The sequence below is a fragment of the Planomonospora algeriensis genome, assembly GCF_977012225.1.
Map to the genome: position 1 here is coordinate 1 of NZ_CDRNDK010000176.1, position 12,025 is coordinate 12,025.

Annotated in this window: 12 protein-coding genes and 1 pseudogene; 6 read left to right on the forward strand and 7 right to left on the reverse strand. The window is 73.3% G+C overall.

What is annotated here, in order from left to right:
- Positions 1-508: DUF5667 domain-containing protein (locus ACWJ6R_RS18865; RefSeq protein WP_449063483.1), on the forward strand; the 508-nt coding region annotated here is incomplete at its 5' end.
- A gap of 75 nt (positions 509-583) precedes the next feature.
- Complete coding sequence (locus ACWJ6R_RS18870; RefSeq protein ID WP_449063484.1) at positions 584-1,450, forward strand: HAD family hydrolase; 867 nt, start codon at positions 584-586, stop codon at positions 1,448-1,450.
- Here the strand turns inward: ACWJ6R_RS18870 and ACWJ6R_RS18875 are convergent.
- The 7 genes from ACWJ6R_RS18875 to ACWJ6R_RS18905 all read right to left on the reverse strand — a co-directional run bounded on the left by ACWJ6R_RS18875 (position 1,435) and on the right by ACWJ6R_RS18905 (position 7,688).
- Complete coding sequence (locus tag ACWJ6R_RS18875) at positions 1,435-2,481, reverse strand: alpha/beta fold hydrolase (protein WP_449063485.1); 1,047 nt, start codon at positions 2,479-2,481, stop codon at positions 1,435-1,437. The two genes, ACWJ6R_RS18870 and ACWJ6R_RS18875, sit on opposite strands and share 16 nt — an antisense overlap.
- Positions 2,482-2,662: 181 nt before the next feature.
- Positions 2,663-3,769, reverse strand: coding sequence for a lysophospholipid acyltransferase family protein (locus ACWJ6R_RS18880; protein WP_449063486.1), 1,107 nt, complete (start codon positions 3,767-3,769; stop codon positions 2,663-2,665).
- Positions 3,766-4,791, reverse strand: coding sequence for an NAD-dependent epimerase/dehydratase family protein (locus ACWJ6R_RS18885; protein WP_449063487.1), 1,026 nt, complete (start codon positions 4,789-4,791; stop codon positions 3,766-3,768). The genes ACWJ6R_RS18880 and ACWJ6R_RS18885 overlap by 4 nt, the downstream gene beginning before the upstream one ends.
- A gap of 23 nt (positions 4,792-4,814) precedes the next feature.
- Positions 4,815-4,913 carry a 30S ribosomal protein bS22 gene (locus ACWJ6R_RS18890; RefSeq protein ID WP_018654693.1) on the reverse strand — a complete coding sequence of 33 codons (99 nt, stop codon included), beginning with the start codon at positions 4,911-4,913 and terminating at the stop codon, positions 4,815-4,817.
- Between the two features lie 285 nt (positions 4,914-5,198).
- A complete protein-coding gene (locus ACWJ6R_RS18895; protein WP_012887307.1) occupies positions 5,199-5,402 on the reverse strand; it encodes a helix-turn-helix domain-containing protein in 204 nt (67 codons plus the stop codon).
- 313 nt (positions 5,403-5,715) lie between these two features.
- Positions 5,716-6,528, reverse strand: a complete 813-nt coding sequence (locus tag ACWJ6R_RS18900) for a phosphatase (RefSeq protein WP_449063488.1) — start codon at positions 6,526-6,528, stop codon at positions 5,716-5,718.
- Positions 6,525-7,688, reverse strand: coding sequence for an acetoin utilization protein AcuC (locus ACWJ6R_RS18905; protein ID WP_449063489.1), 1,164 nt, complete (start codon positions 7,686-7,688; stop codon positions 6,525-6,527). Before ACWJ6R_RS18905 ends, ACWJ6R_RS18900 begins: the two co-directional genes overlap by 4 nt.
- A gap of 262 nt (positions 7,689-7,950) precedes the next feature.
- On the opposite strand from ACWJ6R_RS18905, the gene ACWJ6R_RS18910 reads away from it, so the two are divergent.
- The 4 genes and pseudogenes from ACWJ6R_RS18910 to ACWJ6R_RS18925 all read left to right on the forward strand — a co-directional run bounded on the left by ACWJ6R_RS18910 (position 7,951) and on the right by ACWJ6R_RS18925 (position 11,619).
- Positions 7,951-9,144 carry a sensor histidine kinase gene (locus tag ACWJ6R_RS18910; RefSeq protein ID WP_449063490.1) on the forward strand — a complete coding sequence of 398 codons (1,194 nt, stop codon included), beginning with the start codon at positions 7,951-7,953 and terminating at the stop codon, positions 9,142-9,144.
- Positions 9,141-9,799, forward strand: a pseudogene (locus ACWJ6R_RS18915) (response regulator). The gene ACWJ6R_RS18910 and the pseudogene ACWJ6R_RS18915 overlap by 4 nt, the downstream one beginning before the upstream one ends.
- 102 nt (positions 9,800-9,901) lie before the next feature.
- Positions 9,902-10,876 carry an ATP-binding cassette domain-containing protein gene (locus ACWJ6R_RS18920; protein ID WP_449063491.1) on the forward strand — a complete coding sequence of 325 codons (975 nt, stop codon included), beginning with the start codon at positions 9,902-9,904 and terminating at the stop codon, positions 10,874-10,876.
- Positions 10,873-11,619, forward strand: a complete 747-nt coding sequence (locus ACWJ6R_RS18925) for an ABC transporter permease (protein WP_449063492.1) — start codon at positions 10,873-10,875, stop codon at positions 11,617-11,619. The genes ACWJ6R_RS18920 and ACWJ6R_RS18925 overlap by 4 nt, the downstream gene beginning before the upstream one ends.
- Positions 11,620-12,025: the final 406 nt, after the last annotated feature.

Sequence of the window (12,025 nt, forward strand, 5' to 3'; positions counted from 1 at the left end):
CGCGGCGCGCCGGCGGCGCGTCCGGCGGGCCCGGCTGCTCCCGCAGCTACTGAGCGCCGCGCTGGCCGTCGGCATGGTGGCCACCGGCCTGACCACCTACGGGTCGGTGCCCGGCGACACGCTCTACCCCCTCAAGCGCGCCGCCGAGAACACCCTCCTCCGGTTGAGCACCGACGACGCCGAACGGGCCGGCCGCGGCCTGCAGTCCGCCTCGACCCGCGCCGACGAGGTCGAGGCCCTGCTCGGCTCCGCCGCCCAGAGCGGGGGGAACCTGGTCGGGCAGACCCTCCAGGCGATGGAGGACACCACCCGCTCGGCGGTCACCTCCCTGACCCGGGTACGGCGCCGCGACGCGGAGGACGCCGCGGAGGTCACCGGGGACCTCGAACGCTTCGTCCGCAAGCAGCGCGACCAGATCGAGGGGATGCTCCCCAAGATGGACGAAGAGGACCAGCGCAGGGCCAGCGGCTACCTGAACTACATCGAAGGCCTGGCGCCGCCCGGGTGACCGGCCGGTGAAACGTCGCCGTACGGCCCGGCGTACCCGGGCCGTACCAGTGTGCTGCGGTTAAGCTGAGTGGCTATGAAGCGGCTGATACGACGGCGGAGCGCGGCGGAGACGGCCGGAGAGGTGGCGGCCGCGGCGGCCGTCGCCCTGCCGATGGCCGAGCCGGATCCGACCGCCGCCGCCTTCTTCGACGTCGACAACACCATGATGCGCGGCGCCTCGATCTACCACTTCGCCCGGGGCCTGGCCTCGCGCGGGCTGTTCACCACCAAGGACCTGGTGAGGTTCGCGCTCGGGCAGGCGGTGTTCCGCGTCCGCGGCGACGAGAACCCCGAGCACATCGCCGAGGCCAGGGAGACCGCGCTGGCGTTCGTGGCGGGCAGCAGGGTGGAGGACATCGTCCGCCTCGGTGAGGAGATCTACGACGAGGCGATGGCCGACCGCATCTGGCCCGGCACCCGCGCCCTCGCGCAGAGCCACCTGGACGCCGGTCAGCGCGTCTGGCTGGTGACCGCCACCCCGATCGAGCTCGCCCGGGTGATCGCCCAGCGCCTCGGCCTCACCGGCGCCCTCGGCACCGTCTCCGAGACCGTGGACGGCGTCTACACCGGCCGGCTGGTCGGCGACCTGCTGCACGGCCCCGCCAAGGCGGAGGCCGTACGGGCCCTGGCCCGCAGGGAGGGCCTCGACCTGAACCGCTGTTTCGCCTACAGCGACTCGGCCAACGACCTGCCGCTGCTCTCCCTGGTCGGCCACGCGGTCGCGATCAACCCCGACGGGGAGCTCCGCGACCACGCCCGGGAGAACGAGTGGGACATCAAGGACTTCCGTACCGGGCGTAGGGCCACGATGATCGGCCTGCCCATCGCCGCCGGGGCCGGCGCCGTGGCGGGCGGCGTGGCCGCCGCCATCGCCCTGCGCCGTCACTACCGCTCGTCCTGACGCCCTCCCGCGCCCACGCGGCGCACGGCGCGGTCGAACAGGCTCGACAGGGCCGCGTTCACGGCCTCGGGGCGTTCCAGTCCGACCATGTGGCCGGCGCCGGGGACGATCTGGAGCCGGGCTCCCGGCACGGCCTCGGCGATGCGGTGGCTGTGGACCTTCGGCGTCAGGCGGTCGCGTGCGCCGACCATGACGAGGGTCTCCACCGAGCCGAGCGCGGCCAGGGCCCTGCTCTTGTCGTGGACGAGGAAGTCGTTGAAGAAGCCGACCATGACCTCGGTCGGCGTGGTGGCGACCATCTCGGTGACGAACCGCACGTGGTCGCGGCGCGCCCCGGGCCCGAAGGCGACGTAGCGGGTCACCGGCAGGTTGGTGCGCGTCTTGAGTGCGACGCTGCGGTCGATGAGCTCCGCGCGGGCGCGCAGGCGGTCGAACACGATCGGGGTGACGACGGGGGCGAGCCGGCCGACCGGGCCGGGCAGTCCGAACGTGATCTCCCCGAGCCGGCCCGACGAGGTGCTGAGCAGTGCCGCCCCCGCCACCCGCGAGGCCAGCAGTTCGGGGTGCCGCTCCGCGAAGGCCATGATCGTCATGCCGCCCATGGAGTGCCCGACCAGCACCACCGGCAGTCCCTCGGGCACCGTCCGCTCGATCACCGCGGCCAGGTCGTCGCCGAGCCGGTCGATCGTGCAGGCGTCGGGCGCCCCGGCCGCGGAGCCGCCGTGCCCCCGCTGGTCGTAGAAGACCAGGGTGGCCCGGCCCTTGAAGGCCTCCCGCTGGAAGTGCCAGCAGTGCCGGTTCATGGTCCAGCCGTGCGCGAACACCACGGCGAACTCCGGGGATTCGGCCTCTTCGATGTCGACCGCGAGCTGGACGCCGTCGTCTACGGTGACGGTGACCGGCCGCCCCCGGTGCCCGCCGAGCGCCGCCTCGGAGCGCCCCCGGCTCCGCCGCCGCCCGGCCACGCCGAGCACCACCCCCACGGCCAGCCCGGCGAACACGGCCCTCGTCGCGGTACGGCGTGCGGCCATGGCCCCTCCCAACGTCCAGTGTTCTCTGCCGAGCACACCATATCGGTCGAAAGCGCCCGTTGTTAGACGCTGTGCCTAATAAAATCGCCGCCCGTTCCCTCGCGAACGCGCAGGTCGGCGCAGGATCGCTCCCCCGCCGGAGCGCGACGGCCGGACCGGTCAGGCGCGACGGCCGGACCGGTCAGAGGAAGGGCGGGAAGGCGTGGCCCCGCTGGAGGCGGAGTTCGTTCAGCTGCTGCTGGATGACCTCGCGCACGTGGTCGGTGAGGTTGAAGACCAGCATCGGGTCGTCGGCGTCACCGGGGGCGTACTCGTCGGTCCGGATGGGCTCGCCGAAGCCGATCAGCCACTTGGACGGGAGCGGGACCAGGCCCAGCGGTCCCAGCCAGGGGAACAGCGGAGTGATCGGGAGATACGGCAGGCCGAGCGCCCTGGCCAGGAAGCGCAGGTCGCCGATCTTCGGGTAGATCTCCTCGGCCCCCACGATCGCGCAGGGCACGATCGGGACCCCGGCCCGGATCGCCGAGGCGACGAACCCGCCCCGGCCGAAGCGCTGCAGCCGGTAGCGCTCGGAGAACGGCTTGCCGACCCCTTTGAAGCCCTCCGGGAAGACCCCCACGAGCTCGCCCTTGCGCAGGAGGCGGTCGGCGTCCTCGCGGCAGGCCAGCGTGTGGCCGGTCTTGCGGGACAGGTGCCCGAGCACCGGCAGCCGGTAGACCAGGTCCGCGCCGAGCAGGCGGATCGCCCGCCGGTCGGGGTGGTCGTCGTGCAGGGCCACCTGGAGCATGAGCGCGTCGACCGGGATCGTGCCCGAGTGGTTGGCGACGACGAGCGCGCCCGAGTCGCCTGGAACGTTCTCGACGCCGACGGTCTCGACGCGGAACCAGTGGCGGTAGAGCGGGCGGATCAGCTCCAGCAGCACCTTGTCGGTCAGCTCGGCGTCGAAGCCGAACTCGTCGACCTCGTACTGCCCGGTGAGGCGGCGCCGCAGGAACGCCAGCGCCTCGGCCAGGCGCCGGTCCCCGTCGTCTCCGCCGTCGCCCCAGAGGTCGTGGTGGTCTCCGAAGGCGTACGGCCCGCCGCCGGGGTCCCGCCGCGACTCGCGATCAGAATGATCCCTGGAAGGCTCCTGAGCGGAACGATCCCGAGACGGCCCGTGATCGGAGCGATCCCGAGACGGCCCGTGATCGGAGCGATCCCGGGACGGCTCCTGGGCGGAGCGGCCCCGGGAGATGGGGATGACCCGCGCCTCGTGCGGTTCGCCGGCCCTGCCCGCCGTCTCGCTCATCTCGTCACCATACGGGAGAGCGCGTCCAGCGCGGCGGCGGGGAGCCCGGCGCCCGGGCGCCGGGTGCGCAGGAAGTCCTCGAAGGCGGCGCCCGTGGAGAACTTGGGCCGCCATCCGAGCGTCGCGGCCAGCCTGGCGCCGTCCACCGCACGGCCGTGGCACATGAGCCGGAGCTGTTCGGGAGAGAAGTTCACCAGCCCCGCGCTCCTGGCGAGGTCGCCGAGCAGGCCGAAGGCCGGGGAGGGGACCGGCACCGAGAGCAGCCCGGCCCGCCGCAGGCACTGCGACAGGAGCAGCACTCCGTCCCCGGCGGCGTTGAACGTGCCGGGGTGGTCCTCCGTGGCCATCCGGCGCAGCACCTCGACCGCGTCGTCCTCGTGGACGAACTGCAGCCGCGGATCGAAGCCGAGCACGGTCGGCAGCACCGGCTGGGAGAAGTAGCGGATCAGCGGCGAGTCGACGCCCGGACCCATGAAGTTGGCGAACCTGAGCATCGACACGGTCACGTCCCGGCGCCGCCTGGCGAAGCCCCGGACGTATCCCTCGACCTCGGCGGCGTCCTTGGCGTACCCGTGGGCGGGGGGCTCGGCCGGCTCGACGTCCTCGGTGAAGACGGCCGGGTCCCGCGGTGACGAGCCGTACACGGCCGTGGTCGAGCGCACGACGACGCGACGGACCGTCGCGGACCGCTGACAGGCACCGAGCAGCTGCATGGTGCCGATGACGTTGTGCTCCTTCATGAGCGCGCGGCCGCCACTCCTCGGGGGAGAGCTGACCAGGCCCACGTGGACGACGGTGTCGATGTCGGCGGCCGCGATCACCTGGGCGATGTCGGGGCTGCGCAGATCGACGCGGACGAACTCCGTCCGGCCGAGAGGTACGCCGCCATCACGTGAGAGCGAGGGCGGCGGCACCGTGTCTACTCCGATGACCCGGTCGATGTCCGGGTCAGCCGCGAGAACGCTCGCCACTCGGGCGCCGATGTGGCGCGAGACCCCGGTGACAAGCACGGTGTGGGTCATCGACGCCTCGCAGGTCCGCGTTGCTACTTCTTGTTACGCCGCTGGATACGGGTCTTCTTGAGAAGCTTGCGGTGCTTCTTCTTCGCCATGCGCTTACGACGCTTCTTGATGACAGAGCCCACGGGACCCCCAGGTAGCTGGTAGCCGAATTGCAAACCGGCGTGCGGGCGCACACCGGGTCAACAGACTACCGGCGATCCGCGGTGGATCGCCCGCAGGCCCGGGGTCCCGGGCGTCGGAACTCGCGGTGCGGCCCTCGCACCGCTACGTCACGGCCTCCGTCCCGGTCCCGGAACCCGGATAATCCGGCTCCGGCCGGCCTCGCGGGACCGTTCCCGGGACGTCCGGTGAGGCGCGGGCCCGCCCTTCCACCGGGTTCACCCGGGGGGCACGGGCCCGCGGTCGCTTCAACCGGCCTCGATGTACGCGTCCCGGAGATAGTCGTGCACCGCCTGCTCCGGCACTCTGAAGGACCGGCCGACCCTGATGGCCGGCAGCTCACCCGAGTGCACGAGCCGGTACACCGTCATCTTGGACACCCTCATGACCGTGGCCACCTCGGCCACCGTCAGGAACTTCACCTCACTGAGAGGTCTTTCGCCTGCACCCATCGGACGCCTCTTCCGCACGTGTTTCCGGGTTATCCCCACTGGTGCCATCGCTCACGCACGTCTACTGCCGTCAGCGTAAGTCGGGACTCCGAACACGCAAACCCCCTATTTTCCCAACGTTCGTAGCCCCATGTCAGCGGAACGGAGAAACTCGCTGGCCAGCCACCCTCAAAGCCGATCGTGGAACGGGCCAACCGTCTCCCATAAGAGTCGCCCACCATCACCGAAAAGTTGGCAAAGAGTCGGCGAGCCGCGTGGAATGCAGGCGCGAAAAGCCGGTATAAGGACGGCCGGATCCGGTGTCACGCCCGTCTCAGAGGGCGCTCACGACCCTCGTGACCAGATGCGTCGTCAACGGAGCGTAATGTCTCGGCAGCACGTTGTCATCGAGCGGCACGGTGACCGCGATCTTGCCCTCCGCCTCGCCGACGAAGAGCGCCGGGTCGTTGCTGTCGGCGAATCCCACCGTCGGGATTCCCGCCTCCCCCGCCGCGCCGGCCCACCCGTGGTCGGCGATCACCAGATCGGGGCGGTCCTCCCCCATCTCCGCGATCATCGCCTCCATCGGCGCCGGGTCGTGGGTGTGCACGAAGGCCCCCCTGTCGTCCAGCATGGCGACGTCGTCGAGATAGCGGATCTTGCGCCTGCGCCCGAAGCGGGGGCCGGTGTAGGACCAGTCCTCGGCGGGGGTCAGCAGCGTCGCCCCGCGCTCGCGCGCCAGCCTGGCCAGCGCCAGGTGGACGGTGAGCAGACCCGTGGGGTGGCCGGTGGCCACCAGGATCCGCGCCCCGGCGTTCCGGAGCACCCCGGCGATCACGTCGCCCATCGCCTCGACGGCGTCGATCGTGCGGTCCGGGTCGATGGTGTCCTGGCCCTCCCGGTGGGCCGGATCGGCCACGACCCCGGCGGACTTCGCCATCAGCTCCAGGACGTCCCGGTACGCCCAGCCCTCGCCCAGGGTGAGCCCGAACATGTGGTGCGGGTCCCGGTTGGCCAGCGACCGGTAGTGGTCGAGGTTGTTCTCCCGGCTGGTCGCCACGTCGCCGGCGATCCGGGTGTGGACGAGGTGCTCGCGGAGGTCGTCCCGCGATCCGGGGTTCGGGGTCGATGCGGAGTGCAGGGTCACGGGATCGGGTCCAGTCCGTGGAAGGGGAACACGGCGTTCCTGGTGGCCAGGATCGCCCGGTCGACCGGGTCTGCAGGGTCATAACCGGCGGACAGGTCGGTGAATTCCGGCTTCCTGCCGTCGGTCATCGACAGCGGCGGCGTCTCGCCGGTCCGCTCCCGCACCAGCCGCCGCCACTCCTGGGGGGTGGCGGTGGCCGGGTCGAGCGGGTGCCCGGCGACCTCGGCCAGCAGGTGGGTCCACGCCCGGGGCACCACCTGGACCAGCTCGTACCCGCCGCCGCCGGTCACGATCCACCGGCCGCCGGCGGTCTCGTGGGCCAGCTCGTGCAGCGCCGCGTAGGCGGTCCGCTGCCCGTCCAGGCTGAGCATCAGGTGGGCCAGCGGGTCCAGCGCGTGGCTGTCGCAGCCGTGCTGGGTGAGGAGGACCTCCGGGGCGAACTCCCGCAGCAGCGGCGGGACCACCGCGTGGAAGGCCCGCAGCCAGCCGCCGTCGCCGCAGCCGGCCGGCAGCGCCACGTTGACCGCGGTGCCCTCCGCCCCGGTCTCGTGCGGGAAACCCGTGCCCGGGAAGAGGGTCCGGGGGCTCTCGTGCAGGCTGACGGTGAGCACCCGGGGGTCGTCGTGGAACATCGCCTGGACGCCGTCCCCGTGGTGCACGTCCACATCCACGTAGGCGACCCTGGAGGCGCCCTGGGACAGCAGCCAGCCGATGGCCACCGCCGGGTCGTTGTAGACGCAGAAGCCGCTCGCCGTACCCGGCATCGCGTGGTGCAGCCCGCCGGCGACGTTCGCCGCGTGCTCGGCCTCCCCCGTCCACACCGCGCGGGCCGCGGCCAGCGTGGCCCCGGCGATGAGCGCGGAGGCCTCGTGCACCCCGGCGAAGGCGGGGTTGTCCTCGGTGCCCAGCCCGGCGGCGCGGTCGGGCCTCCCGGTCGCCGAGACCCGCCGGACCGCCTCGATGTAGTCGCGCCGGTGGACCAGGGCCAGCTCGTCGTCGGTGGCGGGCGCGCAGCCGGCCAGCTCGACCGCGTCGAGCACGCCGAGCTCCCGGGCCAGCGCCATGGTCAGCTCGACCCGGACGGGCGCGAGCGGGTGCCCGGGACCGAAGTCGTAGGCGGTGAGCGCGTCCTCCCAGACGACCCGCACGGACCGGCTCATCCGCATCCTCCTCGGCTCGCTCCCCGGGCGACATCGGCACCGCCGGCGGCATCGGCGCCGGCGACGATGTGGGCGACGTTACCGCACGGCCGCCGCCCCACCGCCCCCGCGGGGTGGGGCGGGCTGGCCCCCGATGTGCTCCCTGCCGCCCTCGGCCCGCTCAGCCTCCCCTGCCGCCCTCTCAGCCCTCCCAGCTGCCCGGCACCCCGGCCGTCCGGACAGGACCATTCGCCCGTACCTTGACATGCCGTACTGTCGTGCCATGCGTTTGCGGGGTGTGCGCGAGGTCTGGCGGGCCCTGGGGCGTTCCCGGGTGTTCGACGGCCTGCTGGCGGCCGGAGTGTGCGCGGCCGACGTGACCGCGGCCCTGGTCCTCTTCCCCGCGGGCGACCCAGGCCGGATCCCCGCCCTCGCCATCTCCGCCGCCGGCGCCGCCGCCCTCCTGGTACGGCGCGGCCGTCCGATCGCGGTCGCCCTCGTCACCCTGGCCCTCGACCTGCTCTACGTCCTGCTCGGCCTGGGCGATCCCGCCACCCCGCCCAGCACGATCGGCCTCTACGGTCTGGGCCGCTACGCGGCCGGCAGAGCCGCCTGGAGCGTCTCCGCGGCCACCGTGGTCATGTACGCGCTGCTGTCTCTGAAGACGATGCCGGGACCGCTCTACTACTCCGCCGTCCCGGTGCTCCTGCCCCTGCTGTTCACCGGCACGGGCGCGTTCTTCCGGCTCCGGAGCGAGCTGCGCGAGCGCAGGCAGCAACAGGTGGCCGAGGCCGCGGTGCGCGCCGAGCGCCGCCGCATCGCCCGGGAGCTGCACGACGTCGTCGCCCACCACATCACCACGATCAACGTGCTGGTCGGCGCCGGGCGCACCACCATGGCCTCCGACCCCGAACGCGCCCAGGAGGTGCTGGTCACGGCCGAGCGCACGGCCCGCGAGGCGATGACGGAGATGCGGCAGCTCCTGCACGTGCTCCGGGTCGAGGACGACGGCGAGCCGGAGGACCACTCGGGGACCGGCGTCGCCGCGCTGCCCGCCCTGGTCGAGCAGGTACGCGGTGCAGGCCTGCCGGTCGGCATGGAGGTGACGGGGGAGGCCGTCCCGCTGCCCGCGGCGGTGGACCACGCCGTCTACCGGATCGTGCAGGAGGCCCTCACCAACACGCGCAAGCACGCGCCCGGCGCCCGCGTCAGCGTCCGGCTCGCCCACCTGCCAGGCGCCGTCGAGGTCGAGGTCCTCGACGACGGCCTCGGCCGGCGCTCCGGCGGGCAGCAGGGCGGCGGCTTCGGACTGGGCGGCATGGCCGAGCGGGTGGCGCTGTGCGGGGGGCGGTTGCAGACCGGTCCCCGTCCCTCGGGAGGCTTCCAGGTCCACGCCCGCATCCCGGTCCCGGAGCCCCGGGAGCCGGCGGTCCGGGTCTCCGCGCTCTGGAGCCGGGAACCGAAGGAGAACCCGTGATCACGATCCTGGTGGCCGACGACCACGCCGTGGTGCGCACCGGCTTCCGCATGATCCTCGGCTTCCAGCCCGACATGTCCGTCGTCGGGGAGGCCGCCGACGGGGCGCAGGCCGTACGGCTCAGCCGCGAGCTGCGGCCCGAGGTGGTGCTGATGGACGTGCACATGCCCGGGACCGACGGCGTCGCGGCCACCAGGGAGATCACGGAGGCCCTCCCCGGGACGCGCGTGCTGGGCCTGAGCACGTTCGACCTGGACGAGTACGTGGTGGCGATGCTGCGCGCCGGGGCGGCGGGGTTCCTGCCCAAGGACGTCTCGCCGGAGGAGCTGGTCGAGGGCGTGCGGACCGTGCACCGGGGGGAGGCGCCGTGGCGCCCCGGCTGCTCACCCGCCTGATCGGCGCGTTCGTGCGCGCCCCCGGCCCCCGTCCGGCGCCCGCGACCGGCGCGCTCGCCTCGCTCACCGACCGCGAGCGGGAGGTGCTCGTGCTCATCGCCGGCGGGTACGCCAACAGCGAGATCGCCGAGCGGCTGGCCGTCTCGCCGTCCACGGTGAAGAACCACGTCACGAGCCTCTTCGCCAAGATCGGCGCGCGGGACCGCGCTCAGGCGGTGATCGCCGCCTACGAGGCGGGCCTGGTCACCCCCGGGCGGTAGGAGCAGGGTCCTACCCGCGGGGGCCGGTCGTACCGCGCTCCCAGTCCGCGGACCGTCCTCCGGCACGATGATCCGGGGCCGGGCGCGCGGGAGGCTGAAGGCATGATCAACGTCAGATCGCTCACCAAGCGGTACGGCTCGACCGTCGCCGTGGACGGGCTCTCGTTCGAGGTACGGCGCGGCCGGGTGACCGGCTTCCTCGGCCCCAACGGCGCCGGCAAGTCGACCACCATGCGCATGGTCCTCGGCCTGGACCGGCCGAGCGAGGGCACCGCCCTCATCGACGGCACGCCGTACGGCGAGCTGAGGAACCCGCTGCGCAAGGTCGGCGCCCTGCTGGACGCCAAGGCGGTCCACGGCGGGCGCAGCGCGCGCGACCACCTGCTCTGCCTGGCGCAGAGCAACGGCATCCCGGCCTCCCGGGTGGCGGAGGTGCTCGCCCTCACCGGCCTGACCGCGGTGGCGCGCCGCCGCGTCGGCGGCTTCTCGCTGGGCATGTCGCAGCGGCTGGGCATCGCCGCGGCGCTCCTCGGCGATCCGGAGATCCTGATGTTCGACGAGCCGGTGAACGGGCTCGATCCGGAGGGCATCCTGTGGATCCGCACCCTGATGCGCGACCTCGCCGCCGAGGGCCGCGCGGTGTTCGTCTCCAGCCACCTGATGAGCGAGATGGCGCAGACGGCCGACCACCTGGTCGTCATCGGCAGGGGCCGCCTCATCGCCGACACGGGTGTGGAGGAGTTCATCGGGCGCAGCTCCCAGGCCTACGTCCGGGTGCGCGCGCCGCGCCTGCCGGAGCTCGCACGGGTACTCGGCGAGGCCGGGCGCGCGGCGGATCCTGCGGGCGCGGCGAAACGGCCGGACGCGGCGTGCCGGGTGGAAGCGGCGGGGCCGGTGGAGGTGGCGCTGCACGGCGACCACCTGCGGGTGACGGGCCTGGGCGCCGAGGCCGTCGGTGAGGCCGCGGCGGGGGCCGGGCTCACCCTGCACGAGCTGACCCCGGTCTCGCCGTCCCTGGAGGCGGCGTACATGGAACTGACCCAGGAGAGCACCGAGTACGCGGGAGCGCGGGCATGACGGGCGTGTTGCGATCGGAATGGACCAAGCTCCGCTCGGTGCGGTCCACCCTGTGGACCCTGCTGACGGCCGTGGCGCTGATGGCCGGGTTCGGGGTGCTGCTCACCGCCGTCTCCAAGGACATGGGAGAGGAGGTCGGGCCCGCCGACGCCCTCATGTTCAGCCTCTCGGGCTCCCCGTTCGCCTCGCTGGCGGTGGCCTCGCTCGGCGTCCTGGTCATCAGCGGCGAGTACCGCACCGGCATGATCCGCACCACCCTGCTCGCGGTCCCCGGCCGCCTGCGGATGCTGGCCGCCAAGGTCGCGGTCTTCACCGCGGTGGCCCTCGCCGTCTCGCTGGTCGCGTCGTTCGCCGCCTTCCTCATCGGGCAGGCCGTGCTCGGGGACGCCGGGATCGCGCTCGGCGACCCCGGCGTGCTGCGGGCGGTCGTCGGCTCCGCGCTGCTCATCACGGCGAGCGGGATCTTCGGCCTGGCGCTCGGCGCGCTGATCCGGCACACCCCCGGCGCGATCGTCGCCGCGATCGCCCTGATCTTCGTCCTGCCGCAGATGACCAACATGCTGCCCGGCGCGTGGGGCGAGGCGGTGCGCGAGCACTTCACCACCAACGCCGGCGACCAGGTCACCCGTATCGACATCATGGACGGGCAGCTCGGTCCCTGGACCGGCTTCGGGGTCTACTGCGCCTGGATCGCGGTCGCCCTCGCCGCCGCGGCGGTGCTGCTGCGGCGCCGGGACGCCTGAACGACGGGCGGGCCGTCCTCGCCGGGCATCCGGCGGGGGCCTCTGGGCGTCCGGCTCCGGGGCGCGGACCGCGTACGGACCGTGTGCGGGTCGCGGTCACGTCTCCCACTGGTCCGCAAGCCGGTCCCAAGATCCGCTCTCTAGCGTCGTCATCCTGTTCCCGGTGCGGCTCCGGTCCGCCGGGAACGGTGACCCGCGCCGGAGTCGCGCCGGGGGATCGGCCAGCCGATCGCCGGAGCGCGCCCGGCCGCTCCACCCCTGCAGAAAGACCGTGTCGATGTTCCTCACTCCGCGCCCGTCCCGCCGGACGCCGCACTCCTCCGCCGCCTTCCTCCGCCGCCGCTGGGCCGCCGCGGCGGTGGCGGCGCTCGCCCTGGGCTCGCTGTCCGCCTGCGGCTCCGGTACG